The sequence below is a fragment of the Mycolicibacterium sp. XJ870 genome, from assembly GCF_053483975.1.
Genome location: NZ_JBEFTI010000001.1, coordinates 334154 through 360628 on the forward strand (window position 1 = coordinate 334154; position 26475 = coordinate 360628).

Annotated in this window: 27 protein-coding genes and 3 tRNA genes; 21 read left to right on the forward strand and 9 right to left on the reverse strand. The window is 66.4% G+C overall.

Features of this window, described 5'->3' with window-relative positions:
• The 7 genes from ABQF30_RS01640 (at position 1) to ABQF30_RS01670 (ending at position 5479) form a co-directional block, all read left to right on the forward strand.
• Entirely contained in the window at positions 1 to 873 is an 873-nt protein-coding gene (locus tag ABQF30_RS01640; RefSeq protein ID WP_448460516.1) for a DUF58 domain-containing protein, read from the forward strand.
• A complete protein-coding gene (locus tag ABQF30_RS01645; protein ID WP_448460518.1) occupies positions 863 to 1339 on the forward strand; it encodes a hypothetical protein in 477 nt (158 codons plus the stop codon). The genes ABQF30_RS01640 and ABQF30_RS01645 overlap by 11 nt, the downstream gene beginning before the upstream one ends.
• Positions 1330 to 2412: a hypothetical protein gene (locus ABQF30_RS01650; protein WP_448460520.1), complete on the forward strand. Its 1083-nt coding sequence runs from the start codon at positions 1330 to 1332 to the stop codon at positions 2410 to 2412. The genes ABQF30_RS01645 and ABQF30_RS01650 overlap by 10 nt, the downstream gene beginning before the upstream one ends.
• The gene (locus tag ABQF30_RS01655) at positions 2409 to 3485 is read left to right on the forward strand and encodes a vWA domain-containing protein (protein ID WP_448460522.1); all 1077 of its coding nucleotides are present in this window, start codon (positions 2409 to 2411) and stop codon (positions 3483 to 3485) included. Before ABQF30_RS01650 ends, ABQF30_RS01655 begins: the two co-directional genes overlap by 4 nt.
• On the forward strand, positions 3482 to 4810 hold the full coding sequence (locus tag ABQF30_RS01660; protein WP_448460524.1) for a tetratricopeptide repeat protein: 1329 nt from the start codon (positions 3482 to 3484) through the stop codon (positions 4808 to 4810). Before ABQF30_RS01655 ends, ABQF30_RS01660 begins: the two co-directional genes overlap by 4 nt.
• Positions 4791 to 5141, forward strand: a complete 351-nt coding sequence (locus ABQF30_RS01665; RefSeq protein WP_448460526.1) for a hypothetical protein — start codon at positions 4791 to 4793, stop codon at positions 5139 to 5141. Before ABQF30_RS01660 ends, ABQF30_RS01665 begins: the two co-directional genes overlap by 20 nt.
• Before the next feature lie 188 nt (positions 5142 to 5329).
• Positions 5330 to 5479: a hypothetical protein gene (locus tag ABQF30_RS01670; protein WP_448460528.1), complete on the forward strand. Its 150-nt coding sequence runs from the start codon at positions 5330 to 5332 to the stop codon at positions 5477 to 5479.
• Here the strand turns inward: ABQF30_RS01670 and recD are convergent.
• The 5 genes from recD to ABQF30_RS01695 are packed head-to-tail and all read right to left on the reverse strand — an operon-like array spanning position 5476 to position 15272.
• Positions 5476 to 7125: an exodeoxyribonuclease V subunit alpha gene (gene recD, locus ABQF30_RS01675; protein WP_448460530.1), complete on the reverse strand. Its 1650-nt coding sequence runs from the start codon at positions 7123 to 7125 to the stop codon at positions 5476 to 5478. The two genes, ABQF30_RS01670 and recD, sit on opposite strands and share 4 nt — an antisense overlap.
• The gene (recB, locus tag ABQF30_RS01680; RefSeq protein WP_448460532.1) at positions 7118 to 10354 is read right to left on the reverse strand and encodes an exodeoxyribonuclease V subunit beta; all 3237 of its coding nucleotides are present in this window, start codon (positions 10352 to 10354) and stop codon (positions 7118 to 7120) included. Before recB ends, recD begins: the two co-directional genes overlap by 8 nt.
• On the reverse strand, positions 10351 to 13563 hold the full coding sequence (recC, locus tag ABQF30_RS01685) for an exodeoxyribonuclease V subunit gamma (protein WP_448460534.1): 3213 nt from the start codon (positions 13561 to 13563) through the stop codon (positions 10351 to 10353). Before recC ends, recB begins: the two co-directional genes overlap by 4 nt.
• A 24-nt stretch (positions 13564 to 13587) precedes the next feature.
• Positions 13588 to 14811, reverse strand: a complete 1224-nt coding sequence (locus ABQF30_RS01690) for an MFS transporter (protein WP_448460536.1) — start codon at positions 14809 to 14811, stop codon at positions 13588 to 13590.
• The gene (locus ABQF30_RS01695) at positions 14808 to 15272 is read right to left on the reverse strand and encodes a MarR family winged helix-turn-helix transcriptional regulator (protein WP_448460538.1); all 465 of its coding nucleotides are present in this window, start codon (positions 15270 to 15272) and stop codon (positions 14808 to 14810) included. Before ABQF30_RS01695 ends, ABQF30_RS01690 begins: the two co-directional genes overlap by 4 nt.
• Before the next feature lie 47 nt (positions 15273 to 15319).
• Between ABQF30_RS01695 and ABQF30_RS01700 the strand changes: the two genes are divergently transcribed.
• Positions 15320 to 16159: a hypothetical protein gene (locus ABQF30_RS01700; RefSeq protein WP_448460540.1), complete on the forward strand. Its 840-nt coding sequence runs from the start codon at positions 15320 to 15322 to the stop codon at positions 16157 to 16159.
• 83 nt (positions 16160 to 16242) lie between these two features.
• Here the strand turns inward: ABQF30_RS01700 and ABQF30_RS01705 are convergent, their stop codons facing one another.
• The 4 genes from ABQF30_RS01705 to ABQF30_RS01720 all read right to left on the reverse strand — a co-directional run bounded on the left by ABQF30_RS01705 (position 16243) and on the right by ABQF30_RS01720 (position 19825).
• Positions 16243 to 16953 carry a crotonase/enoyl-CoA hydratase family protein gene (locus tag ABQF30_RS01705; protein ID WP_448460542.1) on the reverse strand — a complete coding sequence of 237 codons (711 nt, stop codon included), beginning with the start codon at positions 16951 to 16953 and terminating at the stop codon, positions 16243 to 16245.
• A gap of 18 nt (positions 16954 to 16971) precedes the next feature.
• Positions 16972 to 17829, reverse strand: coding sequence for a DUF8453 domain-containing protein (locus tag ABQF30_RS01710; RefSeq protein WP_448460544.1), 858 nt, complete (start codon positions 17827 to 17829; stop codon positions 16972 to 16974).
• Positions 17830 to 17880: 51 nt separating this feature from the next.
• Positions 17881 to 18870 (reverse strand): phospholipase effector Tle1 domain-containing protein, encoded by a 990-nt coding sequence (locus ABQF30_RS01715; protein WP_448460546.1) that lies wholly within the window; start codon positions 18868 to 18870, stop codon positions 17881 to 17883.
• Between the two features lie 229 nt (positions 18871 to 19099).
• Positions 19100 to 19825, reverse strand: a complete 726-nt coding sequence (locus ABQF30_RS01720; RefSeq protein ID WP_448460548.1) for an MBL fold metallo-hydrolase — start codon at positions 19823 to 19825, stop codon at positions 19100 to 19102.
• Between the two features lie 126 nt (positions 19826 to 19951).
• Between ABQF30_RS01720 and ABQF30_RS01725 the strand changes: the two genes are divergently transcribed.
• From ABQF30_RS01725 to rplA, 13 genes are all read left to right on the forward strand, one after another.
• Positions 19952 to 20386: an RrF2 family transcriptional regulator gene (locus ABQF30_RS01725; protein WP_448460550.1), complete on the forward strand. Its 435-nt coding sequence runs from the start codon at positions 19952 to 19954 to the stop codon at positions 20384 to 20386.
• Between the two features lie 24 nt (positions 20387 to 20410).
• Positions 20411 to 21646, forward strand: a complete 1236-nt coding sequence (locus tag ABQF30_RS01730) for a globin domain-containing protein (protein WP_448460552.1) — start codon at positions 20411 to 20413, stop codon at positions 21644 to 21646.
• Between the two features lie 117 nt (positions 21647 to 21763).
• Positions 21764 to 21836 (forward strand) — tRNA-Thr (locus ABQF30_RS01735).
• 38 nt (positions 21837 to 21874) lie between these two features.
• Positions 21875 to 21948: transfer RNA gene (locus ABQF30_RS01740), tRNA-Met, on the forward strand.
• Between the two features lie 38 nt (positions 21949 to 21986).
• Entirely contained in the window at positions 21987 to 22154 is a 168-nt protein-coding gene (gene rpmG, locus ABQF30_RS01745; RefSeq protein WP_003881823.1) for a 50S ribosomal protein L33, read from the forward strand.
• 10 nt (positions 22155 to 22164) lie between these two features.
• Positions 22165 to 22641 carry a (3R)-hydroxyacyl-ACP dehydratase subunit HadA gene (gene hadA / locus ABQF30_RS01750; protein WP_448460554.1) on the forward strand — a complete coding sequence of 159 codons (477 nt, stop codon included), beginning with the start codon at positions 22165 to 22167 and terminating at the stop codon, positions 22639 to 22641.
• On the forward strand, positions 22628 to 23056 hold the full coding sequence (hadB, locus tag ABQF30_RS01755) for a (3R)-hydroxyacyl-ACP dehydratase subunit HadB (protein WP_448460556.1): 429 nt from the start codon (positions 22628 to 22630) through the stop codon (positions 23054 to 23056). Before hadA ends, hadB begins: the two co-directional genes overlap by 14 nt.
• Positions 23057 to 23059: 3 nt before the next feature.
• Positions 23060 to 23569 (forward strand): (3R)-hydroxyacyl-ACP dehydratase subunit HadC, encoded by a 510-nt coding sequence (gene hadC / locus ABQF30_RS01760; RefSeq protein WP_448460558.1) that lies wholly within the window; start codon positions 23060 to 23062, stop codon positions 23567 to 23569.
• A gap of 166 nt (positions 23570 to 23735) precedes the next feature.
• Positions 23736 to 23808: transfer RNA gene (locus tag ABQF30_RS01765), tRNA-Trp, on the forward strand.
• Between the two features lie 81 nt (positions 23809 to 23889).
• Positions 23890 to 24336, forward strand: a complete 447-nt coding sequence (gene secE, locus ABQF30_RS01770) for a preprotein translocase subunit SecE (protein WP_448460560.1) — start codon at positions 23890 to 23892, stop codon at positions 24334 to 24336.
• Between the two features lie 25 nt (positions 24337 to 24361).
• Positions 24362 to 25177, forward strand: coding sequence for a transcription termination/antitermination protein NusG (gene nusG, locus ABQF30_RS01775; protein WP_448460561.1), 816 nt, complete (start codon positions 24362 to 24364; stop codon positions 25175 to 25177).
• Positions 25178 to 25244: 67 nt separating this feature from the next.
• Positions 25245 to 25673: a 50S ribosomal protein L11 gene (rplK, locus tag ABQF30_RS01780; protein ID WP_448460563.1), complete on the forward strand. Its 429-nt coding sequence runs from the start codon at positions 25245 to 25247 to the stop codon at positions 25671 to 25673.
• Positions 25674 to 25762: 89 nt separating this feature from the next.
• Positions 25763 to 26470: a 50S ribosomal protein L1 gene (gene rplA, locus ABQF30_RS01785; protein WP_448460565.1), complete on the forward strand. Its 708-nt coding sequence runs from the start codon at positions 25763 to 25765 to the stop codon at positions 26468 to 26470.
• Positions 26471 to 26475 lie beyond the last annotated feature (5 nt).

The following is a 26475-nucleotide window of genomic DNA, read 5'->3' on the forward strand; positions in this document are numbered from 1 at the left end:
ATGGGCAGGCACCTCAACCGCTCGCGGCAGTTTTTCGGCAACGTCAGCCGCAGCATGCTGCAGGGCGGTAAGCACGCGCTGCTGCACACCCGCACGCTGGAGTTCGACGACCTGCGTCCGTACGTGCCCGGCGACGACATCCGCGACATCAACTGGAAGGCCACGGCGCGTTCCAGCGACACACTGGTAACGAAGTTCGTCACGGAGAAGCACCACAAGATCCTGCTGGTCTGTGACACGGGCAGGAACATGTCCGCCCTGGCGCCCAGCGGCGAATTCAAACGCGACGTCGCCGCCGTGGTGGCCGGTGTCATCGGATTGATCAGCATGAGCCGCTCAGATGAACTCGGCATGGTCTACGGGAATGCGCATGGCAGCGCCACCGTGCGAAGCCGCAAGGGAGAGAACCACATTGAGGCGATGCTCGATCAGCTGTCGACGCAAAGCCACGGCGATGTCGGCGAAAGTCGTATCCTCACCCAGCTGAACTATGTGGCACACAGTCATCGCGCGCGGCTGTTGATGGTTGTCATCGCGGACGAACCGGAGGTCTCCGAAGACCTCGAGGACGCCGTGAAGCGACTGGCGGGACGCCACGAACTGCTCTGGGTGGCGATCTCGGACATGCCGGCCGTGGGCGCGGACCAGGGCGAGATGGACGGTTATGACGTCGGTACCGGGCGGTTCGTCCCCGACGGCACCACCTTGGGCCAGACGGTGGTCGACGCCTACCGCCGAGCCGAACAACAGCGGATGGTCGAGCTTGACCATTTCTTCGAAAGGATGGCAGTCCCGTTCGTGCGGATCGGCGGCAGCGCTGAAGTCCGGAACAGGATGACGCACCTGACGGAGGTGTACAGCAATGCCCGGTGATGACCTGCTGAGGTTCATCGGCGGCCCGTTCGCCCCGTCGGGATGGTGGCTGGTGCTGGCGGCCTTGATCGTCGCTGCGCTTGCCGCCTGGTGTGCCGGCGTGGTGATCTGGACGCTGCCACCGCAACGGCTGCGGACAATCCCCGTCCTTCGTGACTGGCATGCTCAGCTGACCCGGCGCCGGTTCACCCGCGCCATCGAACAGACCACCGCGCGCTACGGCCGACGTGAGCTGTCCCGGGAAGACGCCGCCACCGCGTACAACCACACTCTGCGCAGCTTCCTGTACTTACGCACCGGGGTGTATGCCAAGAACCTGCTGACCGACTACCTCGCCGAAGGCGAACTGGCGACTGCTGTCCCACTGCTGACGCTCCTGCACGATGCCCAGTTCAATCCCGAATCCCGTACTGATGTACCGGCTTTAGGGCATTCGGCCAAGGAGTTGATCCACTCATGGACCTGAGATGGAGCTGGCTGCTCATCGCCGGCGTGCTTGGCCTCGCCATAGCCGTGATCATCGCTTGGCGACTGCCGGTGGCCAAGGTGCAGCGTCGGATGCGACCGCTGGCCAACGTGAGCCGCCTGACTCGGCTGCCCGAATACGCGCGGGTGCAACGCATCTACCTGATCTCGATGGCAGTCGTGGGATCGATGGTGGCAATCGCCTTCCTGGGCGCCATCATCGCCGCGGCCCGGCCCACCAAACTTGCCTCAGCCAACGACGGCTACGAGGCCGCCTACCCGCGCGACATCGTGTTGTGTGTCGGGCAGCCCGTCAATGACCCGACCACCGCTGATTTCCTGAACTATTGGGCCGAGAAGGCGAAGAATTCCACCAGTACCGCGTTCGGTATCACGTCCCAGAACCTGCGGGCGCTGCCGATCACGCGTGACACCGCGTTCGCCGAGCAGCGGATGCGGTACTTCGCCGGACTGGCCGGCATCCAGCAGAGGCTCGACACCCACCAGAACGTGCCGGTGGAGCAGAAGCTTGAGTTGTCCGCCGGCATGGAGGGGTTCGCCCGTCCGGTCAAGTACGCCGACTACGCGCCGAGCCTCGAAGACACCCTTGCCATGTGCCTGTCGGGATTCGGGCCCAGCAGCGGTTCCCATCGCCGCCAGGTCGTCTACATCGGTTACAGCAAGTTCCGCACCGATGACGAGAAGAGGCCGTCCGTCTTCGACCAATCCCAGGTGCTGGCGATGGCGCAGCGTCAAGGCATCCAGATCAACGCCGTTTCTCGGGCCGACGTCGAACAGATCAGCCAGGCGGGCAACGATTCTCTGCGCGCACTGACCGAGGCCACCAAGGGACAGTTCTCGCTCTACAACCCGGCCGGCACCGGATCCTCGGACGGCACCAACGACATCCTCAACGGCGATCTCGACAAGATCAACGACAACCCGCCCGCGCCGGCCTACCTCGGGGTGAACCAGGACTCGAAGCGGAACTTCGACATCCCGACGGTGCCATTGGCGATCGCGGTCATGGCGGCGTTGGCACTGTCGGTCGGGCTGGCGGTGTTGCGCCGATGAATTTCGCCCCGGTCCTACCTGTCTACCTGCTCGCGATTCTGGCTTTCCTGATCGTGGCCGTGCGGGTGTTCACCCTCTACCAGCTGCTGATGCGCACAGCTCCGGGTCGCTACCGGCCCGTCGTACTGCGCTGGCTCGGGCTGACATTCGCGGCACTACTGCTGGTGCTGGCGGCGTTTCGGCCGGGTATCGCCGACGACGGGGAACGCGAGGCCTCCGCCGCCGGGGAGGCAGTCTCCGACATCAACGTGTTCTTCGTCGTCGATCGATCGGTGACCTCGCGGATACCCGACTACGGCAACGGCCAGGCTCGCATGGAGGGCATTCGCGCCGATATCGCCGCGCTGATGGAGAAGTACCGATCTGCCCGGTTCAACATGATCGGCTTCGCCACCAAGGCCAAAGTCAACTGGCCGTTGTCTCCGGACACCGACAGCTTCGAGGCGTACGCCAGAAACTTGTCGTCGTACTCCCTGACGCCCTATGACGCTTACAGTTTCATCGACCCCGTCGCCGCCAATGCCCTGCTGCGCGAACAACTCGAAGCGGCGAAGAAGGCCTACCCAGAGTCCAAGAGCCTCGTGTTTTATTTCGGCGACGGGGCCAGAGGCGACCAGGCCAAGCCGGGTGTCTTCGACATCCCCGAAGACCTCTTCAAGGGTGGGGCAGTGCTTGGATACGGCACCCCCGCTGGAGGGCCGATCCCGCACAGCTACTCCAACGGCCGCAAGAACTATCTCGGTGAGCCGAACACCGGGGTGGTCATTCGGTCCGGACTCGATGAACCCCGTTTGCAGGAAATCGCGAAAAACTTTGGGGTCAAATACTTTCACCGCGAGGCAGGCAAGGACATCGTGCCGGTGTTGCCGCCGATCGCCTCGGGATCCCTGGTCGACGGCGGTGAGCTCAGCGGTAAAGAAGATCCGCTCGTCGGTCGCACGGAGTGGTACTGGGTGTTCGCGTTGATCAGCGCAGCACTGTTGTCCATCGAGGCGGTGCTGATGGTGCGCGAAGTCCGGCGCAACCGCCTATCCCGCAGCGACCTCACCGCAGAGGACGTGGTGGCCCAATGATGTTGCGTCAAGCGCCAACCCAGCTGGTGCGACAGCTCGGGTCGTTCCTGCGGCACTTTCTGCTCACCGCCCGCACGCGCACGGTGGCGTGGTTCAACCCACGGCAACGGCGGCTGCGGTTGCGCCGACGGCTCTTCCTCTACACCGTGCCCGTCGCGGCGCTGCTGGCGCTGGTCGTGGCTGGGCTGATCACCGTGGTGATGGTCGGGAATTCGGCCGTGACCTCGTTCAACGAACACGACATCGAGGCGCTGCGTCGCGACGTCGACAAGCTCAAGACGTTCGGGGTGATCGAACCCGGCACCATCGCCTTCGCAGAAGGCGATCTGCTTGTCCTGGAAGGCAAACTCAACGACGCCGAGAAGCGGTTCGGCGAGGCGCTGGACCGCTTCGGCGGCGAGGATTCCTGCCCGGTACGGATCAACCTCGAACTCGTCCGGGAAACGCTCGCAGACTTGGCCGTACGGTCCGGACGTCCCGACGATGCCGACCGGCTCTACAACGGCGCCCTGACCGTGGTGAAAGAGGCGCCCGCCGGGTGCTTCCACGAAAACTCCGATCCGAACGAGGACCGGCGGGCGGTACGTACCGATGCCGAGCCGCGACTGCAGCGCAAACTGGCCGCGCTGCATGCCCCGCCGCCGCCTCCGCCGACCGGCCCGGCGGTGGTGACTCCGGAACCGCCTCCGCCTCCGCCACCTCTGCCGCCACCCCCCGGCGGAGGCCTCGGCCAAGGGCAGGCGCCGGGTGAAGGCCCGGGGCAGGGTCCGGGTCAGGCGCAGGCGCCCGGCCAGGGGCAGCCGGGCCAGCCAGGTGAAGGCGCCGGCCAAGGGCAGGCGCCGGGTGGAGCCCCAGGCCAGGCTCCCGGTCAGGCGCAGGCACCCGGCCCGGGTCAGCCGGGCTCACCGCTCCCGCAAGGGCCAGGTGAGGCACCTGGGCTGCCGCCGCTCGGCCAGGGCGAGGCGCCTGGACCACCGCCGTCCGGAGGACCCAGTGGGCAGCAGCCGCCCCCCGCGACTCCGCCGTTGCCGCCGCTGCCCGGGGAGAACCTGCCGGCACCGCCGCCGCCACCGCCGGGCCCGTCCGGTCAGCAAGCACCGTCCGGCGGCCCGGGCGATGGCCCACTGCAAATGGCGGACCCCAACGCACCGAATCCGCCGCAGATCCTCGGACCTGTGGGGTCGGACGGTCTGCCGTTGGGGGACAAGAACACCAGCGCTCCAGACCTCTATCTCGATGAGCGAGAAGGTGTTCCACCAGGCCCGGCGGGCAAGCTGCAGTCGATCCTGGAGGACGCCAGCTCCTATGGGGGAGAGCGCGAATGAGATCGCGTGGCTCAGCGACGGTGTCGTGGGCGAGCCACGCGTGATTGTCTGGCGGTGTCTGGCAGGCGCGTTCGGAGCCGCCACCGCCGCTGTCTGGGTCTTCCTTGTGTGGACGATTCTGCGCTCGGCCTACTCGACGGACCCGGCCGAAGATCCGCATGGCTACGGCTTGATCTTCGGGGTGCTGGCCTATGTACCGTTCGGCCTCGCGACGGTGCTCGTCCTTCCGCTCGCGTTGCCTGAGCCGCTTCGGACCCGAGGCATGCGCATCGCGATGCTGCTGTTCCTTGCCGTGACTGTGCTGGGCGTCGTCGCGTTGTACCTGTCCTGACCTATCCCCGCGTACCCGTGCGGCGACAGCGACGGCGCTTGTTAGCCATCATTCAACTGCTGATCGCATATACCAAGCTCAGCTATACATTTTGCCGGGAAATTGTTAACCAAATTGGTGCGTGATCTGCATGTGATTCAGCTTACTGACGATGTACATTGTGACCGCAGTCATAGAAAGGGCGGTCAATGATCGGAGCACTTGCAGGGGTTCTGATGCTGGTTTTGGGCATCGGTGCGATCACTGGTGTTGTAGTGGCCGTCGTGATGGGCTTGCCCACCCTGGCCATCGTGATCGGGCTCATCTCAGGCGCGTTCTTCGCCGGGCAGGCCGTTTAAGGCCGAAGCCGCTTCCGCAGGCCGGTAGCTCGTACGGCCTGCCGGTGAATCGCCGCGCGCACTTCGGATTCCACACCGACGACGCGAACCCGGGTTTTCGCCCGGGTCACCGCGGTGTAAAAGAGTTCCCGCGTCAACAACCGCGAGTCCTCGGGCGGCAACAGCACGGTCACCTCATCGGCCTGGCTGCCTTGAGACTTGTGGATTGTCATGGCGTGCATGGTCTCCACCTCGGTGAGCCGGCCGGTCGCGAACGATCCGGAACCGCCAACCACGGCGCGTAATCCGTCTGGGGTGGCGACGGCGACGCCGGTGTCCCCGTTGTGCAGCTTGAGTCCATAGTCGTTGGCGGTCACCAGGATTGGTCGCCCGAGATACCACGAGGCCCACAGCGGCTCGCCGGTCTCCTCGGTCAACCACCGCTGGACCTGGCGGTTCCAGTGCGCGACGCCGAACGGGCCACGCCGGTGGGCGCACAGCAGACGATGCTCGTCGAGCGTCGCCAACGCCGCGGGGGAATCGCCGAGGATTGCCGCCTGTCGCAACCGAAGCGCGTGCGGGACAAGCACATCCCGTAGCCGCTCCGTTGCGTCGTCGCGAACCCATTCGATGTGTTCACCGCCGGCCGCCAGCACCTCGAGCGCAGCCGAAGCGTCGCCCGAGCGGATCGCCGATGCCAGCGCACCGATGGATTCGCCGAACCGGTGCGACGTCTGCAGAGCGGCCACACCGCGGGTACCCAGCCCGTCGACCAGATCGGCCAGCACCGCGCCTGCCTCCACGGAGGCCAACTGATCGGGGTCGCCGACCAACAGCAGCCGCGTCTGCGGGCGCACCGCTTCCAACAACCGGGCCATCATGGTCAGCGACACCATGGACGTCTCGTCGACGACGATCACGTCGTGCGGCAAGCGGTTTGCGCGATGATGCCGGAACCGCGACGACGTGTCCGGCCGCGGCCCGAGGAGCCTGTGCAGCGTGGTTGCCTGCAGGCCGGAAATCCGTGACCTGTCCACCGGGTCGAGCCGGTCCACCTCCAGTTGCACGGCCTCCTGCAACCGCGCGGCGGCCTTACCCGTCGGTGCGGCCAGCGCGATCCGCAGCGACGGCCGCCCCACCAAGGCAGCCTGCTCGGCAAGCAGTGCCAGTAGCCGCGCCACGGTCGTCGTCTTGCCGGTGCCGGGCCCGCCGGTCAGCACTGTCAAGCCCTGTGACAACGCGACATTCGCCGCTGCTCGTTGCTCCTCGAAGCCCTCCGGGAACAGCCGAGACACCTCGGGTTCGGCCCCGCCGGGACGCGCAGCCACCAGCGCCAGCACGTCGTCGCACACCTGTTGTTCTTCCAGCCAGTACCGGTCCAGGTACAACAGATCGCCGAACAGCCGCAGTACCGGGGGAGTGTCGAGCAGTGGGCTGGCGGCGACCGCGGCCAGCCAGTCATCGGGAGTCGGCCATGGCAACGCCGGCAGCTCGACCTGCGCGGCCACCGACCGCAGATCCACACACACCGACCCACCGCGCAGAGCACGCACAGCGAGCGCGACGGCCAACTCCACCGACGGGTCGGGCTCGGAGGCCAAGGCCGCCAACCGTTGCGCCACATGTACATCGGCGGGTTCGAGGATCTCGGCGAAGGCGTCAAGCATCGAGCAACTCCGATACAGCGACCACCAGATCCGCGGGCGGCTCCCAGCTGAACACCCCGGTCGGGTGTCCGTCGACGACGGGCGTCGCGGGCCCGCACATGCCACGGACGAACAGGTACATCACCCCGCCCAAATGCGTCGCCGGATCATAGTCCGGCAGCCGCCAGCGCAGGAAGCGATGCAGCACAACGCTGTACAGCAAGGCCTGCAACGGATAGTCGGAATGCAGCATGGCCTCGGCCATGCGCTCACGGCCATAGTCGGCCGCTGTCAGCGCCGCGTCTCCGGTGCCGAGCCAGTTCGTCTTGTAGTCGACGACGATGTAGCGGGAATCCACGCGCAGCACCACGTCCACCGAACCGGACAGGTACCCTCGCAGCGGCTGGTTGCCCAGTACACCCACCGACAACCGGTCGGCGTAGGAGGCCATCGGATCCTCGGCAGTCAAATGGGCACGCAGCAACGCCCCGACATCCGCCAACCGGGCGAACGATCCGCCCCGCAGATCTCCGCCAGCCATCGGGAACTCGAAGTCCAACTCGCGCAACCGGTCCCGCAGCCCGATCTGGCGCAGTGTCACGCCGGGCACCGACGGGCCCAGCGGGGTGTCATGCATGGGTATCAGCGCTGCCGCGAGCTCGGACGCCTCAACCTCCGCGGGCCAGCGCGCCGAATACGCCTTGATGTGGTCTTCCAACTCGGCTTCCAGATCCGGGGCGAACGGGTCGGCGGTCTCCAGCACGGCATGCACGAGTGATCCGAACGCGGCGCCCGTCGGAAGGGACGCCATCGGTGACGGCACATCGGCTCCCTGCGCGGGTGCGACGACGGGAATGTCGGCTGGCTCATCGGTGAGTTCGACGACCTCGGGTTCGCTGGAAACCCCGGCGTTCTCGGCGGCCCGCAACAGACCGGAATACGACGTGCGTCGCCACGCCGTATCGATCGCGCGGTGAAAGTGCCGGGTGGCCAGGTCGTCTCGTGCCGGTGGCGGCGGAACAGGGGTGAACGCGCCGATCATCGATTCCTCCAGGACCGGGCCGCCGACTGCCTCCCACGCCCGCAACCGCGCCAGGGCCTCGTCATCGGACACCCTCACCGGCACACTCTTATCCGGCACGACGGACTCGCCGGGAGCGCGGCCCCGCAACAGCCGTGACAGCCCGCCGTTGGGTTCGTCGTTTGACGGTGCCCACCACGCCACCACCTGCGACTGCGCCCGCGTCATCGCCACATACGTCAGCCTGCTGTCGTCGGCCGCCGCCTCGGCGCGGCCGGCTCGCGCCACCGCGGGATCCGCGCCGCCGATGTGCAGGCACCGCACGCCCTCGTCGTGGAACAACACCAGATCCGGTTCGGGGACATAGCGATTGAACGCGAACGGCAGGTACACGATCGGGAACTGCAGCCCCTTGCTGACCCATACCGTCATGATCTGCACCGCTGCCGCGTCGCTGTCCAGGCGGCGGTTGCGCTCGGATTCACCGCCGCCCTCCGAGCGCTGGGTGCGCAGCCAGTCCCGCAGCGCGGGCAACCCGAACCCCTCGCGGTGCGCGGTGTCCTGCAGCAGCTGGGACATGTGCGCGAGGTCGGTCATCAACCGTTCCCCGCCCTGCCAGGACAGCACGCGCTTGCCCATCCCGGCCAGCTGTGCGGCCTCGAAGATCGCCGCCACGCCGCGTTCCCGGGCATTCCCGGCCCAGGCCCGCAGGGTTTCGGCGACCCGGTCGGTCAATGTCTCTCCGCCTGCGGCGAGGGATTCGGCGGTCTCCCCGAAGAACATCGTGGCCGCGGCTGCCCGGACCAGGCCCGGCCGGTGCGGCTGGTCGAACGCCTCAAGCAGGTACAGCCAATCCTCGGCGGCCTCGGAGTTGAACACGTCCGAATCCCCGGTGTACACCGCGGGAATCCCGGCTTCGACGAGTGCGTGGTGGCAGGCCCTGGCGTCCTTGTGGGTCTCGGTGATGACGGCGATATCGCGTGCTTCTACAGGCCTTTCGCAAAAGGTCGCGCCGCCGGCAAGCAGCGCACCGATATCGGCGGCCAGGTCCTTGCCGATATGGGTACGCAGGTCGGCGATCGGGATCACCTTGGTGCCAGCGCGGTTCCGTGTCACCACCCGCAGCCGGAACGGGTCGTTGTGTGGCGCCCCGGCCAGCCGGTGGCCCTGATGATGCGCCTGCACATCGTGCACGACGATGTCCGGGCCGCCGAGTTGAGCGCCGCGCAGCACCGCCTGCAGCCGGTCGACCAGTGCGCTGTCACTGCGCCAGTTGGTGCCGAGCGTCTGCTTGTCACCCGCGGTGGCAGCGGCGCGCAGATATGTGGCGATATCACCGCCCCGGAACGCGTAGATCGCCTGCTTGGGATCGCCGATCAGGATCAGCGTCGAGTGCCCCGAGAATGCCCGTTCGATCACCTGCCACTGCACCGGGTCGGTGTCCTGGAATTCGTCGACCATCACGATCGGCCAGCGCTGCTGCATCTGTGTTCGGGCGGGGGAATCCTCCGTGGCCAAAGCACCTGCCAGTCGGGTGAGCAGATCGTCATAGCCGAGCACGCCGCGGCGGCGCTTGCGGATCTCCAACTCGGCCAGCACATCCCGGGCGAACTTCAGGCGCACGGCGGCAGACGAATCGGGCTCGGGGTCGACGGGCCGCAGTTCGGTCGCCGGATTGTTCACCACGACCCGGGCCAGCTTGAGTGCTTCGGCGTAGGCCAGCTCCGGATCGTCACGCTGAGTCCCGAAGTGTGCGAGGTACAGGTCATCGACGATCTCGCATACCAGGTCGTCGAGACTCTCCACCAGCGTCACCCCGGAATCGCTGTCCCCGGCCACGCCAAGCGATTTGAGGACGATCTGGCAGAACTGATGTGTGGTCGCGATGGTCGCCGCATCGAAACCGGCCAACGCGTCGCGCAGCCGCTGCTTGCGGACCTGCTGATCGGTGGCCACCAGGTATTCCTCCAGATCGTTGGCCGCGCGCGTCGGGTCCTGCAAGGCCGCGAGTGCGTCGACGATCTGGCCGCGGACCCGCTCCCGCAGTTCCTGGCTGGCAGCGCGGCCGAACGTGATGAGCAGCATCTGATCCAGGGTCGCCGCGCCCTCGGCCACCAGCCGTGTCACCAACCCGGCGAGGGCGAACGTCTTCCCGGTGCCCGCACTGGCCTCCAACACGGTGGTGGTGTTACCTGCGGGCAACGGACCGAGCAGATCGAAGACCTTCACTGGGGTGCCCTTTCGGCACGAAGCATCGGCAGCCACAGCCGCTCGGCATAGTCAGCCAGCCCGACGAGTCTGCTCAGCGGCGCGCCACGACCCCAGGCCCGGACGTGTGCGGGCTGCTCATCTTCACCGGGGTATCTGCCGCTACGCCAACGGAATCCGGCCTCGCGCTCCGGGTCGTCACCTGCGTGCTTGGCTGCTGCCCAGGCGTAGGACGTCTTGACCGGCAGCGGCAGCGGCTCGCGTCGTCCGGCGTCGTAGATCGCCACCAGATCGGCCAGCAGCTCTACCGGGTTGTCGGGACCTTCGAGCCCCTCGACGCGCGGGGTTGTGCCACGCTTCGGCCGCCCGATGCACACCGCCGACCAGTCCGAGCCCGGACATCCGGCGGCCAACGCCAACAACGGAATCCATGACTGCATCAGGTGCTTACCGTCCAACTTGGAATACGTCACCGACACCAGCCGCTCGCCGAACACGGGCGTGACGGTGCCGGTGAGCCGACGCCCGGTGCCCAGATCGATGTCGACGTCATAGGCCTGGCCGTCGGCGCTTCGGTACCGCATCGCCTCGGTGGCCAGCAGTGCGCATTGATCACGAAGTGCATTGGCCCGGCGCCAGCCGAGCTGGCCGGGCGGCAGGGTGCCGCGCCGCCACTCGGCCTGCTGGGCGTCGGCCGGGGTCATGCCGCGCATGATGTCGCCCAGCATGCGGTCGCCGACCATCCATTCCTCCAATGCGTCGATGTCGACGGGCATTTCGTCGGACACGCCCTCGACATCCCACGGCAGCGTGTAGTCCAGCGCCCGGAAGAATCCTTTCACCGGATCCCGGAAGAATGCGGCGAGATCCTCCAGTGCGACGTCACCGGCTGGTGGCGGCGGCAACGGATCGGAGAAGAACGGCGGCCGCTCGGCGCGTCGACCAGTGCTCGCCCTCGCGGCGGTGAGCGCGTTGGGGTCGAAGGTGAAGGGCTTTCCCGGCACCATCTCACCCGGGATCACGTTTCGAATGTCGAAGGGCTGCAACGGGTGGGCGGTGACAACGTGCACCGGCTGTTCGGTGGTGATGTTGAGCGTGTCGAGAAGCTCCGCCAACGGGACGGCCGGTGGGCGGGGCTGTCCGGAGTACTCGTTGGCGCCGGTATAGGTGACGACGAGCGTCTGCGTGGCCGCGCCGATCGCGTCGAGCAGCAATTGCCGGTCCTCGGAACGGATGTCGCGTTCACCGGTCACCGGGTCCCGGGCCAGCGCGTCGTCGCCGTCGACGGCACCCAGCCGCGGGAACACGCCGTCGTCCAGACCGACCAGGCACACCACCCGGTGCGGCACCGAACGCATCGGCACCATCGTGCACACGGTCAGGGTGCCGGTGCGGAAGTTGGCCCGCGTCGGGCGCCCGGCCAGATGCCGGCCCAACAGGGCGCGGATATCAGGCAGCCGCAGCATAGTCGTTGTGGCGCCAGGAGTCTCGGCGATATCGGCGAACTCGCGCTGTACCTGAGCGGCCGGCCAGTCCTCGTCGGCCAACGCCAGCGCATCGATCCCCTCGGTCAGTGCCGCGAGCCACTCCGCCAGGGTTCGGGTCCCGCTCAGTGCCCGGACCGTGGTGGCGAGCTTGCTGACATAGTCGGCGAACCGGCCGGCCAACTCGACGCGGTTGCTGCTGACGTCGTCGAGCGGCAGCGTGGTGCCCAGCCAGGCGTGCGAGTCGTCGGACATCGCCACCCCGGCCAGCACCCGGTCGATGCCGAAACGCCAGGTGTTGTGCACGAATTCGACGCCGTAGGGTTGGCGGTGGTCCTGATCGAAGCCCCAGCGGATGTTGGCTTCCCGCACCCACGCCGCAATCGCATCGAGATCGTCGTCGGTGAATCCGAACCGGGCCCGCACCGGGTCGGACTCGGCCAGGTTGAGGACCTCGCTCGCGGTGGCCCTCCCGCCGGACAGGCCCAGCAGTTGTGCAGCCACCGCCAGTAGTGGATTCGTCTGCACCAGAGCGCGATCGGCCAGCCGCACCCGCAGCTTGTGCGCCGGGTGGGCGCCGAAGCTGATTTGTGTTCCTCGCGTGCCCGGTACAACGTCACCCAACCCGAAACCCGCCGTGATCAACGGCGCATACGTGTCGATGTCCGGGCACATGACGAGAATGTCGCGGGGCTCCAGCGTCGGGTCATCGGCGAGCAGTCCGAGCAGCACCTCACGCAGCACATCGATCTGCCGGGCGGGGCCATGGCAACTGTGCACCTGTACTGAGCGGTCCTCGGTCCGGTGCACGCGCCCTGCCGGCCGGAGCGCGTTGGCCGCGATGTCGGACTGTAGCCAACCGAGCAGGGTGTCGGGATGGGCTGTTCCACTGAGATATTCGTCGGTGTCGGGGACCGGCAGCACGCGCTGCAGCTCGCGCAGGTCACGGCCGAGGGTGGCCAGCAGCGGGTGGCCGACATCGCGGTGGCTGGTGTCGTCGCGGCGGGGGAGCGGGCCTTTCCTTGACGCGAGTGATTTCCACAGCTCGTCACTGGGATGCGGCAGCCACAGATGCAGATCGTGGTGGGTGGCCAGTGCGCTCAGCAGCTCGACCTCGGTCACCGGCAGCCGGGTGTGCCCGAACAACGACAGCCTCGTCGGCAGGTCGGTAGGCGACTCCTGCAGGCGGACAAGTGCTTTGGCATGGCGGACATGAGGCGGGTCGGCATCGATGCGCTCCACCAGGGCCTGCCACAGTGGGGCCTGCCAGGCGAGATCGTCAGGGAGGCCGGCCCAGTCGATGAGAAGCTGCGGACGCTGCCGGGCGTAGGACGCATACAACCCGGCCAGTCGGCGGGCGACCGCGTACCGTCGGCCTTGGCGCAGCTCGCGCTCCTCGCCGGCTTCGAAACGCCCGAGATGGGTGGCCAGGGCGGTGCACCACGGCTGGTCCAGGTTCTCGTCGATCACCGCGAGCAGCGGCCACACCATCGCGTCGGGCGACCACGGATCGTCGTCGGCGGTGCCGGTCAACTCGGCGATCAACGAGCGCGGGTTGCGGAACTCGACTGCGGCGCACACGCCCAGCCGATTCGCCAGCCGTTGGCTCAGCCAGCGTTCCACGCCCTTGGCCGGTACCAGCACAAGCTCCTGCGCGAACGGGTCAGGCAGCGGATCCGACAGCAGCGCGCCGAGCCCGTCCGCGAGCAGATCGGTGCGCTCGGCCCGGTGCAGGTGCAGTGCCATCGACACACACCCTAGGAGACGGCGCTAAGAGTGCCAGGACTTTTGCACGGCCAACGTGACCACCAACGTCAACCCGGCGGCGATGACGAACGCCACCCGTACGTTGAACAGATCGGCCGCCCCGCCCAGCAGCGCCGCCGCGAACGGGCGGGAGCCGAGAAAGCCGACCAGCCACAGCGCCATGATGCGGCCCCGCAACTCGTCGGGCGCACGCTCCTGCACCACAGTGCTCAAGCCCGTCATCGCCCAGCCGAAGCCCAGCCCCGCGATCGCGAAACCGGCCAGGGCCACCGCCGTGACCGTGCTGAGCGCCAGCAGCCCGCAGCCCGCGACGAGCAGCCACAACCCGATCGATGACACCCTGGCCGAGGCCAGCCGCCCACCCAGAATCGCCAGTACCGCCATCCCGACCGCCGCGCCGACCCCGAACGCCGCCGACAGCGCCCCGACCAGATGAGTTCCGCCACCGAGGTCTTCGGCCATCGACGGGGTCAGGGTGATCGACGGATCGGACGCGAACCCGACGGTCGTCACGGCCAGCAGCGCCAGCAGCAGCGGACGGTCCCGCCACACGTAGCGCAGCGCCGCCCGCACCCGGTAGTCGCCGTCGGGGCTGAGCGCCGGCCGGGTCGGGAAGGTGACCAACAACAGGAATGCGGCGAACACCAGGTGCAGGCACGCGCTGATCGCGAACCCAGACGCCGCGCCGAGATGGGCAGCCAGATAGGCACCGATGGCCGGGCCGAGAATCCGTCCGATGGTCATCGGAATGCTGTTGAGCGCCATGGCCGTAGCCAGTTCGCCGTCGCGGATCAGACTGGGCACGATCGACTGCATGGCGGGGCCGCCGATGACGAATCCGAAGCCGACGAGGGCCGAGCCCACGAGGATCGGTACCGCCGCGGCATTGCCCTGCAGATCGGGCGCGAGGCCCAGCCACACCGCGGTGGAACCCGAGCCGAGGACGCACATCACCCGGCCCAGCAGGATCTGGCGGGCCGGGTTGCCGACATCGGCCCACTTGCCACTCGTCGGGCTCAGGATCAGCTGGGGGAGGAACTGCGCGACGCCGACCAGTCCCACCATCACCGCCGACCTGGTGGCGTCATAGATCACGATGGCCGCGACGATGCCGTGCGTCCACACCGCGACGACGGAGAACATCTTGCCCCAGAACAGCGCCCCGAAAACCGGGTCGAACATGAGGCGCAATGCCCCACGCGGACGCGCAGCAGTCTGGGCCGTCACGAGGCGACTCCGCGTTCGAAATCGGTGACCAGCCGGTCCAACAGGTCGACGAGGGTGTCGACGTCCGTCTCGGGCCAGTCGGTCACGGTCTCGGCGACCATCTCCCTGCGTCGCTCGGTCACCTCCGCCAGCGCGCTGCGGCCTTTGTCGGTGAGCACCAGCACGCACCGTCTCTGATCGTCGGCGGCAAGGTTTTTCGTCAGCAGGCCCGCGTTGACCGCGCCGGCGACGGTGCGGCTCGCGGTGGAATGTTCGACGGCCATGTGCTCGGCCACCTCGCCGATCGACGCGGCCTTCCGCTGCTCGACGGCCCGCAGTACCCGCAGCGTCGAGAGCGTCGGTACTGCGCCTGACGCGTCGATGAGCCCGCGCCGCCAGCCCGGACGCTGCCAGACGGCGTGGATGCGCACGAGCAGCTCGTCGAGTTCGTTGTAGCGCGGCACGTTATATGCATAGCACATACATGTTTTTCGGGCCCGACGTCGGTGGGCGTCGGCACACTCCTGCCATGGGGGATCCATTCATCGGCAGCGAGGCACTGGCGGCCGGGGCGCTGACGCGTCACGAGTTACGTACTCGGTTCGTCGCAGTGCACCGTGATGTCTATGTCGCGAAAGGAACTAAGCCCACTGCGGTGTTGCGGGCCAAGGCCTGTTGGTTGCGGTCGCGGCGGCGCGGGGTGCTGGCAGGCTTCTCGGCTTCGGCGTTGCATGGTGCCCGCTGGATTGATCCTGCTCTACCCGCCTTCGTCATCAACAACAACAGTCGGCGGCCAGCCCGAGGGATCGTCACCTGGGCAGATGCGATCGATGACGACGAGATCTGTCAGATCGGCGACATGCGGCTGACCACGCCGGCGCGTACTGCAGTGGATCTGGCGTGCAAGTTTCCCGAAGACACCGCCGTGGCGGCCATCGATGCCCTGGCCCGGGCGGCGCGGCTGAAGGTGGCTGATATCGAGTTGGCAGCGCAGCGTCACCCGGGCCGCAAAGGCATCAAGCAGGCCCGCGCCAGCATCGCGTTGGTCGACCCTAGCGCGGAATCACCGCAGGAAACGTGGTTGCGGCTACTTGTCGTTCGTGCGGGCTATCCGCGGCCTGCCACTCAACATCCCGTCTACAACGAATACGGCGCGGTGATCGGTGTGGTCGATCTTGCGTGGCCGGACTTGAAGATCGCCGTCGAATACGAAGGGCGGCACCACACGGATCCCGAGGTTCTGCGCAAGGACATCGCGCGGGTTGACGAGATGATCGAAAATCGCTGGATTGTCATCCGGGTCACCTGCCGCGACGGTGCGGCCAACGTGCTCGGCCGGATCGCCAAGGCTTGGGCGGCGCGTGCGTAGCGCTGTGGCGGAAAAGCGGCTTGAAAATCGCCGTAGCGCTTCACACGTGAAAAGAAGTAGCGCGACGGCGCACCGACCAGGACCTAACCCGCGAATTCAGTTGCCAATCCGTCGATCCCGGCCCGGATCGCCGTCAACGCATCGGCGCGGGCCTTCAACTTGCTGGCCACGTGGGCGCCCAGGTGCACAGAGCCCGCCGCCTCGGCCGCGACCTGCTGAGCGCGAAAAAGCACCGCATCAGGCTCCACGATCTCGTCGAGCCAACCGCCCGCGATCGCCGCGTCACCGGCGAATGTCGCCGCCAGAGAGATGCCCCGCTGGAACGCCGCGCGCGTCAACCGCATCCGCATGATCTCGATGGCGGCCAGCGGCAACGTCATGCCGATCGTCACTTCGTTGGCCTGGCACCGGGATTTGGGGGAGCCGACCCGATGGTCGCCGGACAGCAGCAGGAACGATCCCATCGCGATCGCCGGACCGGTCGCGGCCATGATCACCGGAACGGGGAAGGTCAGGCAGCGCACCGAGAGTTCGAACCCGCCGGCCAGCATGCCGAGCGTGGCCGCCACGTCTCCCGACGAGAACACACTGAGGTCGAACCCTCCGCTGAACACCCGCGAATTCCCGGCCAGCACAAGGGCCTTCACTTCACCGGCGCCCGCAGCCTGCGCAGCCTGGTCCAGAGCCGCGTTCAGCTCGGCCTGCATGGCCGGGGACAGCGCGTTGACCTTGCCGTCGTCCAGCGTGACCGTGGCCACGGACTCGTTCAGCGCGTAGCTCACCAGGCTGCTCATCGCACCGATGGTACGGAGTCACTCAGCGCGGTGGCGACGCCCGGTGCGCACGGGAGGAGCGTTGATCAGGTCGGTCTCGGGATCGTCGTCGTCGAAGTCCTCGTCGTCGTCTTCCTGGGTGGCGTCATAGCGGCTCTTCCACCGGTCGCGCGCCTCGGCACCCAATGCCTTGATCCGGTTGATCTCGGAGCGCAGCGTCTGCTCGTCGGTCTCCCTCGCCGCGTACTGGAAATACACCAGCACGCCGCGCAGCAGTTCCAGCTTCTGTTTCTCCTGGCGGGCCCGGTCGTGTGTGGTCAGCAGTTCCATGCGGTCCACCGGCGGCAGCGTCGCCCAGTCCAGCACCGCGGTGTTGCGGAACTTCCGGCCATTGGATTTGCCGCCGGCGACCGGCTCGTCGTAGTACGTGACGGCGCCGTCGAACCGCGAGGCGATGGCCTCGCCCAACTGCTTGCGATCCAACGCCGAATCCCACACGATCCGCCACTCCTGGGACGGCGCCAGATAGGGAATCTCGGCGGGCAGGTTCAGCGGAACGATGTCGACGTAGTTGTCGGCGTAGGAACTCTCGTATTTGCCGACGGTCGGCGGGTTCGCGAACTCGAACCGCAGACCGTAGGCCGGCCGCTGGCCGTAGTTGCGGATCACGAGCTCGACGAGGTGCCAGTCGGAACTACTGGGCTCCATGAACATCGAAACGTTCGGCTGGCTCAGTTCAGCCCGGCGCTCTTTGGCCTTCAGCCACTGCCGCCACGCGTAGATCAGCGCGACGATGACGACCGCAATCGCAACCCACGCCGCGAGCGCTGTCCACGCGCCCGGGTCGAAACTAGCCAACTCGCGCCCCCGATCCGCGATTGAGTCAAAAATCCCCACAACCGCTTATATCACGGACGGGCAGCCCCGGCAGTGGTCCTGCGCAGCAAACTACGACGCCACAGCGGTGAGAACCTCACGCCGGACAGGCGCCCCGACCGCGCCGGGCATGAGCCGCTCGCCGCGCGCGAGCCATTCAGGATCAGCCCACTCGATGCGGGCCGGCAACCGCCGCCAGTACTGCGGATGAGACCGCAGATACACCTCGACGCTGGCATGCACCCTGGCGTCCAGCGGTAGCCGGCGAACACCGATGGTGTGGGCCGAACCGGCCAGGGCGTCCAAATCGCTGGGCGATGAATTGCGTTCGCACACCTGCAAACCCGCCGCGACGGCACCGTCGAGCATCCAGTCCAGCGCGATATCGGCCAGCGGACAGCATGCGCCCGCACCGCCTGCGATGTCGCAGTGCGCCCCGCGGAACCACACCTCGTCAACGGAACCGCCGCGGTGGAGTGCCCGACGTCCGCCGTCGACGGCCACCGCGTGCCGCCCCGCCTCGACATTGCGCATCAGTTCCGCACTCCCGCGCGCGCCGGGGATGGCCTTCGCATCCCACAACCCGAGGAACCGTACGGGGACGGCGGTCTCGTCGTCGCGGAGCAACTGGGCGGTCAGGTTACTGAGCCGCAGCCAGTCCTGCGTCGTGCGTGGCGTGCGCGGAAGTACGTAGGTGGCCAGTGCGTACTCGAGCAGGTCGTCGGACCGGCTCGCCAACAGTCCGACGGTCCCGAGCAGTGCGGCCAGTTCGCAGGCGCGGTGACCGCCGGGCCCGCTGCCGAACAGGAAAAGGTGATCGCCGGGTTCCCAGCTGCCACGTAGGAATTGATAGGCCTCGACGACGGCCGCGCGAGCTTCGCTGACCACGTCACCGCGGCGGCGCGGCGTGAGCTTGCGTCCGCGCTCGTCGCCTGCGCCGCTGTGATACCAACTGAGTTGGCCGGGGCCGTCCAGCAACCCGAACAATGCCTGGGTGTTGGTTGCGTCACGCGGACCTGGACGTTCATCTGTGTGATCGAAACACAGGACGATGTTATTCACGACGACCCCCGTCGGGCTGACTTCAAAGGCTCCTATGTCAGTTTGCCGGGGCCACGTCGCGGTGTCCTGAGTATTGCACTACTCGAATCCTGAACTTCCGCGGATTCTTGCGTAGGCAAATGGCCGAACAACGGAATTCGTGGCAGTGGCAGCTCTGCACGGACGAATTACTCCGTTGAAACTCCTTTGACCTGCCGTACTCGACAGTTTGGAGCTGCGTCAGGATGCGTTATGCGCCCATCAGCATGCGCCACTGGTCCAGATTCGACGCCCGATACACGTAGTTGCTGCGCTTGACCTCGTCCAGCGGGGCGCTCGGCTCGGCCGAGTACCAGTGGCCCGGGAAAACCGTGGGATCGCCGGGCAGTTGAGCCAGCGCCTGCAGGCTACGGAACATGTCGTCGACATCGCCGCCAGGAAAGTCGGTACGGCCGCAGCCCTCCAGGAAGAGGGTGTCGCCGGCCACCAGGCGGCCATCCAACAGAAAGCACTGACTGCCCGGGGTGTGGCCGGGTGTGTGCAGTAGCTCGATGTCGACCGCGCCCACGCTGACCTCGTCGCCGTGCTCGTGTGTTGTCAGCTCGCTCAGGGCGATTCCGGTGACCCGCGAAACCCAATCCGCCTCATGGGTGTTGACGTGCACCGGGACGGCGACTCGCTCCAGCAGCTCAGCCAATCCCTTGAGCTCGAAGCCCATCATCGACCCGCCGATGTGATCGGGGTGGTGGTGGGTGACCAGAACTCCCGACAGGTGCATGCCGTCGGCTTCCAGCGCGTCGACCAGGTCTCCGGCGGCATACGCGGGGTCGACCACCACCGTGTCGCCGGTCTCCCGGTCGCCGATCAGATAGGCGAAGTTGCGCATCTGCTGGGCGATCATGTCGTCGGCCGCGAAGTCGCGGCCCGCCAGCATCTGGCGGAAGTACAAGCGGTCATCAACCTTGGGCTCAGCCATGTCCCAAGCCTATTGGCCGGACTGCGCGGGCAATACTCGCAGGTCTAAAAACCGCACGTCATGACGTGTTTAACCCCACAGGCGAATAAGTCGCATCAAAAATGCGGAATTACTAGCGTCTGAGGCATGCACCTGACCCGGTTCACCGACCTCGGACTGCGCACGCTGATGCTGCTGGCCGCCGGTGAAACCGATGACCGGCGCATCACCACCCGAACCATCGCCCGTGCCGCCAACGCCTCCGAGCATCACGTCGCCAAGGCGGTGTCACGGCTGGCCGAGTTGGGCATGGTCTACGCGCGCCGCGGCAGGGTTGGGGGACTGGTGCTCACCGAAGAGGGCCGCACCGCATCGCTGGGCTGGCTCGTGCGCGAACTCGAGGGCGATCGCGAGGTCATCGAATGCGGCGGCGACGCGCCATGCCCCCTGATCGCCGCATGCCGATTGCGCCGCGTGCTGGCCGAGGCCAAAGACGCCTTCTACCGCGAACTCGACCGCTACACCGTCGCCGATCTGACGGCAGGCCCGAGCTTGCCCATCGTTCTACAACTCGCCCCATAAAGAATCACCGGAGAGGAACATTTGATGACCGTCATAACCGAGCCGTCGGCAGTGCCCCAGGAAGAGGAACTCGAGTCCCGCCATGCCGAGATCGTTTCGGCGACACTGCCTCTCATCGGTGCTCACATCGACGAGATCACCTCGGAGTTCTACCGGCGCCTGTTCGCCAATCACCCCGAGCTGCTGCGCAACCTCTTCAACCGCGGCAACCAGGCCCAGGGTGCCCAGCAGCGGGCGCTGGCCGCGTCGATCGCAACGTTCGCCACCCACCTGGTGAACCCTGACCTGCCGCATCCCGCCGCCCTGCTGTCGCGCATCGGCCACAAGCACGCGTCGCTCGGGATCACCGCCGACCAGTACCCGATCGTCCACGACAATCTGTTCGCGGCGATCGTGGCGGTGCTGGGCGCAGAGACGGTGACCGCCGAGGTCGCCGAGGCCTGGGACCGGGTGTACTGGATCATGGCCGACACGCTGATCGGGCTGGAACGTGAGCTGTACGCCGAGGCGGGTGTCGAGCCGGGCGACGTCTACCGGCGGTTGCGCGTCGTGTCCCGCGTCGACGATCCGTCCGGTGCGGTGCTGATCACGGTGCGCGCCGCGCAGCCGGTGAAATTTGTTGCGGGACAGTATGTGTCGGTGGGTGTGACGTTGCCGGACGGGGCGCGCCAGCTACGTCAGTACAGCCTGGTGAGCGTCCCCGGCTCAACCGATCTGACGTTTGTGGTCAAACCCGTCGACGCGACCGCAGGCCAACCCGCCGGAGAGGTGTCGTCCTGGATCCGGGCCAACGTCTGCGTCGGTGACCTGCTGGACGTCACCGTGCCATTCGGGGACCTGCATATCGCGGGCGACGGCAAGCCCGTGGTGCTGCTGTCTGCCGGCATCGGCATCACCCCGATGATCGGCATTCTGGAGTACCTCGCCGCCGAGCACCCCGAGACGCATGTGCGGGTTCTGCACGCCGACCGCAGTGACAACGCCCACCCGCTGCGCGAGCGTCAGCGGGAACTGATCGACGCACTGCCCAACGCGTCGTTGGACATCTGGTACGAGGACGGTGTCACCGGCGGTGCACCCGGCGTGCACGCCGGACTGCTGAGCCTCGACGGCATCGAATTGCCCGTCGACGCGACCTTCTATCTGTGCGGCGGAGCGGGCTTTGTCGAGGCCGTTCGGGCCCAGCTCACACGGCGCGAGGTGCCGACCGAGCGCGTGCATTGCGAGCTGTTCGCACCCAATGACTGGCTGCTGGACTGATCGAGCGCAGTCGAGTGCTCCCGGCATCCGCGCTGACCTGCGGTTTGGTGCGGTTGCCGGGTAGGCTGTACCCTCTTTAAGGCCCCGCACCTAGCGTCGCGGGCACCAAGCAGGCAGGCCCCCTTAGCTCAGTCGGTAGAGCGTTTCCATGGTAAGGAAAAGGTCAACGGTTCGATTCCGTTAGGGGGCTCGGTGGACGCCCGGCGGAGCGCCGTCCGCGTCGATCGGGGCGGTGTAGCTCAGCTGGTTAGAGCGCACGACTCATAATCGTGAGGTCGGGGGATCGAGTCCCCCCACCGCTACAGGAACTAGCAACAGAACGTGGAAGAGGGCAGCTGACGTGGCGTCGAGTACCGACGTACGGCCGAAGATCACTTTGGCGTGCGAGGTGTGCAAGCACCGTAACTACATCACGAAGAAGAACCGCCGCAACGATCCGGACCGGTTGGAAATCAAGAAGTTCTGCCCAAACTGCGGAACCCACCAGCCGCATAAAGAGTCGCGGTAGTCCTTTCGCTGTGGGTCTTTCGTCGAACATCGTCGGGATGCACTACAGGCATCCCGAGCATTACGAGGTCGGTCGCGAGAAGATTCGTGAGCACGCGGTAGCTGTCAAGAACGACGACGCGTTCTTTCACGACGAGGCTGCTGCTGCAGAGCTCGGCCATGACTCCCTGCCGGCACCGCTGACTTTCATCTGCATCTTCGGCTACCAGGCGCAGTGGGCGTTCTTCGAGTACGCCAACATCGGCATCCAGGACGCCCAGATCGTCCAGGTCGACCAGGAACTGAAGTTCCTCAAGCCGATCAAAGCCGGTGACCGCCTCTACTGTGATGTTTATGTGCACGCCGTCCGGCGGGCGCACGGCACCGACATCATCGTTACCAAGAACATCATCACCGACGACGCCGGTGACGTGGTCCAGGAGACTTACACGACCCTCGCCGGTCGTGCGGGTGACGGAGAAGAGGGTTTTACTGATGGCTCTGCGTGAGTTCAGTTCGGTCAATGTCGGTGACACGCTCCCTGAGCGGGTCATTCCGCTGACTCGCGGGGACCTTGTCAACTACGCCGGCGTGTCCGGCGACCTGAACCCGATCCACTGGGACGACGAAATCGCCAAGCAGGTCGGGCTCGACACCGCGATTGCCCACGGCATGCTCACGATGGGCCTCGGTGGTGGCTACGTCACCTCCTGGGTCGGCGACCCCGCTGCCGTGACGGAGTACAACGTCCGGTTCACCGCGGTCGTGCCGGTGCCCAACGACGGTGTGGGCGCTGAGATCGTCTTCAACGGCCGGGTCAAGTCGGTCGAGCCGGAAAACAAGACGGTGACCATTGCGCTCACCGCCACCAGTGGAGGCAAGAAAATCTTCGGCCGCGCAGTTGCAACCGCGAAGCTGGCCTAGAAGATGGCGCTGAAGGCGAACATCCTCGGCATCGTTTACAAATACCCCGACGTTTTCGAGGTCGGCCGCGAGCAGATCAAGCAGTTCGCGCGGTCGGTGAAGGCCAATGACCCGGCGAGTTTCGACGAGGCCGCCGCGGCCGAGTTGGGCCACGATGCGCTGGTCGCAGGTCCGACCTTCTCGTCCATCTTCGCGTTGCTGGTGCAGGCGGATTTCTTCCGCAATGTCGATCTCGGCATGGAAACCATGCAGATCATCCAGGTGGACCAGAAATTCGTCTACCACCGGCCGATCAAGGTCGGCGACCGCCTGCACGCGGAGATGAAGATCGAATCGGTCGACGTGCGGTTCGGCGCCGACATCGTCGTCACCCGCAACATCTGCACCGACGACGACGGCGAGGTGGTGCTGGAGGCCTACACCACGTTGATGGGCCACGAGGGTGACAACTCGGTCGGCGTCAAGTGGGATCCGGAATCCGGTCAGGTGATCCGCAAGGCCGCCGGCGAGTAATGGACGCAATTAGTAACTGACACGGCCGCCGGGGTACACTCGATTTTCGGGGTTTCCCATTTCAGCGCGCTGTCCGTCGGCTTTTGATCGAGCGAACGGAGAGCGCGCGAATTATGTGAGCCCCGGCCGTAGGACGTGATGACGGTGCCAACCGGGTCATCGCTGAAGGGGCGTAGCTCAACTGGCAGAGCAGCGGTCTCCAAAACCGCAGGTTGCAGGTTCAAGTCCTGTCGCCCCTGCTCAACTGAATACTCGACAAGGTGTGGACACTGGAAGGTGACACATGCAGACCAGTCCGCTAGGAAGAAACGGAGTATGCGGTGAGCGACGAGCGCGAAGGTGCCGGCTCCGCAGACGACACTGGCACCGACGCTGACAGCACCGGCGACAACATCGGTCATACCGCGGTGGTGACCCGGCCGCTGCGCCCGACCGGTAAGCGGTCGCGCCGTGGTGTGGTCAGCGATGCCGACAGCGGTGACGAGATCGAGACCGAAGCCGAGCCGACCGACTCCGGCAAGAACGGTTCCGGTAAGGCCAAGAAGGTAAAGAAGGACGCGACGGGACCGTCGCGCAACCCGATCATGTTCGTCGTCAACTACCTCAAGCAGGTTGTTGCCGAACTCCGCAAGGTGATCTGGCCCAACCGCAAGCAGATGGTCAGCTACACCACGGTGGTGCTGGCCTTCCTGGCGTTCATGGTCGCGCTGATTTCCGGCGCGGATTACGGCCTGGCGCGACTTGTGTCGCTGGTGTTCGGCACCTGACTGGAATTGAGAGAGGACTGACAACGTGACCACGTTCGACGGCGATGAGACCGTTGCCGAAGATCCGACTGAGGATCAAGGGGCCGTCGCAGCCGCCGAGTCGGAGACCGTCGACGCACCTGTCGTCGACGAGTCCGCCGATGAGGCCACTGACGCAGCCGTTGACGAAGCCGTTGACGAAGCGGCTGCAGAGGCGGCGCCCGAAGTAGACGAGGACGAGGATCCGGCCGTCGCGCTCAAGAAGGAGCTGCGGCTGAAGCCGGGTGACTGGTACGTCATCCACTCCTACGCCGGCTACGAGAACAAGGTGAAAGCCAACCTCGAGACCCGCGTGCAGAACCTGGACGTCGGCGACTACATCTTCCAGGTCGAGGTGCCCACCGAAGAGGTCACCGAGATCAAGAACGGCCAGCGCAAGCAGGTCAACCGCAAGGTGCTGCCCGGCTACATCCTGGTTCGGATGGAGCTCAACGACGAGTCGTGGGGCGCGGTGCGCAACACCCCGGGCGTCACCGGATTCGTCGGCGCCACGTCGCGGCCGTCCCCGCTGTCGCTCGACGACGTGGTGAAGTTCCTGCTGCCGCAGGGCGCCGCGAAGAAGGCCGGCGGCAAGGCGGCGGCGTCGACCGCCGCGTCTACCGAGGCAACCCTGGAACGTCCGGAGATCCTGGTCGATTTCGAGGTCGGCGAATCCGTCACCGTCATGGACGGTCCGTTCGCGACGCTGCCCGCCTCGATCAGCGAGGTCAACGCCGAGCAGCAGAAACTCAAGGTGCTGGTGTCCATCTTCGGCCGCGAAACACCTGTCGAACTGACCTTCAACCAGGTCGCAAAGATTTAGCCAGTAACGGCTAGAACAGCGGGCGCGACGCGCGCCCTCGGATCAGCAAGTAAGGAACACCACACGCATGGCCCCGAAGAAGAAAGTCGTCGGGTTGATCAAGCTGCAGATCCAGGCCGGGCAGGCCAACCCCGCCCCGCCGGTCGGTCCTGCGCTCGGCCAGCACGGCGTCAACATCATGGAGTTCTGCAAGGCGTACAACGCGGCGACCGAGTCGCAGCGCGGCAACGTCATCCCCGTGGAGATCACCGTCTACGAGGACCGCAGCTTCACGTTCGCACTGAAGACCCCGCCTGCCGCCAAGCTGCTGCTCAAGGCTGCCGGTGTGCAGAAGGGCTCGGGCGAGCCGCACACGAACAAGGTCGCCAAGGTGACCTGGGACCAGGTGCGCGAGATCGCTGAGACCAAGAAGGCCGATCTCAACGCCAACGACATCGACGCTGCGTCGAAGATCATCGCCGGCACCGCCCGGTCGATGGGCATCACCGTTGAATAACGGAGCCTAGCGAAGCGGATCATCCGTAACCCCGTGGGAGGGCTGGCATCGGCCCGCACCACGACTCCAACAACACGATTGGATTTCCAATGAGCAAGAACAGCAAGGCATATCGCGAAGCCGCCGAGAAGGTGGACCGCGACAAGCTCTACACGCCGCTTGAGGCCGCGAAGCTGGCCAAGGAGACCTCCTCCAAGAAGCAGGACGCCACCGTCGAGGTCGCCATCCGCTTGGGCGTCGACCCGCGCAAGGCCGACCAGATGGTCCGCGGCACCGTCAACCTGCCCCACGGCACCGGTAAGACCGCCCGCGTCGCGGTGTTCGCGGTGGGCGACAAGGCCGAAGCCGCCGTCGCCGCGGGAGCTGACATCGTCGGCAGCGACGACCTGATCGAGAAGATCCAGGGCGGTTTCCTGGACTTCGACGCCGCGATCGCCACCCCGGATCAGATGGCCAAGGTCGGCCGGATCGCCCGCGTGCTTGGCCCGCGTGGCCTGATGCCGAACCCCAAGACCGGCACCGTGACCCCCGATGTCGCCAAGGCTGTGACCGACATCAAGGGCGGCAAGATCAACTTCCGCGTCGACAAGCAGGCCAACCTGCACTTCGTGATCGGCAAGGCATCGTTCGACGAGGCCAAGCTGGCCGAGAACTACGGTGCCGCGCTGGACGAGGTGCTGCGCGCCAAGCCGTCGTCCTCGAAGGGCCGTTACCTGAAGAAGGTGACCGTCTCGACCACCACCGGTCCGGGTATCCCGGTTGACCCGGCGGTGACCCGCAACTTCACGGAGGCGTAGCGCAG

Coding starts and splice junctions, on each gene's coding strand:
- ABQF30_RS01640 (WP_448460516.1), top strand. CDS start 1: ATGGGCAGGCACCTCAACCGCTCGCGGCAGTTTTTCGGCAACGTCAGC.
- ABQF30_RS01645 (WP_448460518.1), top strand. CDS start 863: ATGCCCGGTGATGACCTGCTGAGGTTCATCGGCGGCCCGTTCGCCCCG.
- ABQF30_RS01650 (WP_448460520.1), top strand. CDS start 1,330: ATGGACCTGAGATGGAGCTGGCTGCTCATCGCCGGCGTGCTTGGCCTC.
- ABQF30_RS01655 (WP_448460522.1), top strand. CDS start 2,409: ATGAATTTCGCCCCGGTCCTACCTGTCTACCTGCTCGCGATTCTGGCT.
- ABQF30_RS01660 (WP_448460524.1), top strand. CDS start 3,482: ATGATGTTGCGTCAAGCGCCAACCCAGCTGGTGCGACAGCTCGGGTCG.
- ABQF30_RS01665 (WP_448460526.1), top strand. CDS start 4,791: ATGGGGGAGAGCGCGAATGAGATCGCGTGGCTCAGCGACGGTGTCGTG.
- ABQF30_RS01670 (WP_448460528.1), top strand. CDS start 5,330: ATGATCGGAGCACTTGCAGGGGTTCTGATGCTGGTTTTGGGCATCGGT.
- recD (WP_448460530.1), bottom strand. CDS start 7,125: ATGCTTGACGCCTTCGCCGAGATCCTCGAACCCGCCGATGTACATGTG.
- recC (WP_448460534.1), bottom strand. CDS start 13,563: ATGGCACTGCACCTGCACCGGGCCGAGCGCACCGATCTGCTCGCGGAC.
- ABQF30_RS01695 (WP_448460538.1), bottom strand. CDS start 15,272: ATGTGCTATGCATATAACGTGCCGCGCTACAACGAACTCGACGAGCTG.
- ABQF30_RS01700 (WP_448460540.1), top strand. CDS start 15,320: ATGGGGGATCCATTCATCGGCAGCGAGGCACTGGCGGCCGGGGCGCTG.
- ABQF30_RS01705 (WP_448460542.1), bottom strand. CDS start 16,953: ATGAGCAGCCTGGTGAGCTACGCGCTGAACGAGTCCGTGGCCACGGTC.
- ABQF30_RS01720 (WP_448460548.1), bottom strand. CDS start 19,825: ATGGCTGAGCCCAAGGTTGATGACCGCTTGTACTTCCGCCAGATGCTG.
- ABQF30_RS01725 (WP_448460550.1), top strand. CDS start 19,952: ATGCACCTGACCCGGTTCACCGACCTCGGACTGCGCACGCTGATGCTG.
- ABQF30_RS01730 (WP_448460552.1), top strand. CDS start 20,411: ATGACCGTCATAACCGAGCCGTCGGCAGTGCCCCAGGAAGAGGAACTC.
- hadB (WP_448460556.1), top strand. CDS start 22,628: ATGGCTCTGCGTGAGTTCAGTTCGGTCAATGTCGGTGACACGCTCCCT.
- hadC (WP_448460558.1), top strand. CDS start 23,060: ATGGCGCTGAAGGCGAACATCCTCGGCATCGTTTACAAATACCCCGAC.
- rplK (WP_448460563.1), top strand. CDS start 25,245: ATGGCCCCGAAGAAGAAAGTCGTCGGGTTGATCAAGCTGCAGATCCAG.
- rplA (WP_448460565.1), top strand. CDS start 25,763: ATGAGCAAGAACAGCAAGGCATATCGCGAAGCCGCCGAGAAGGTGGAC.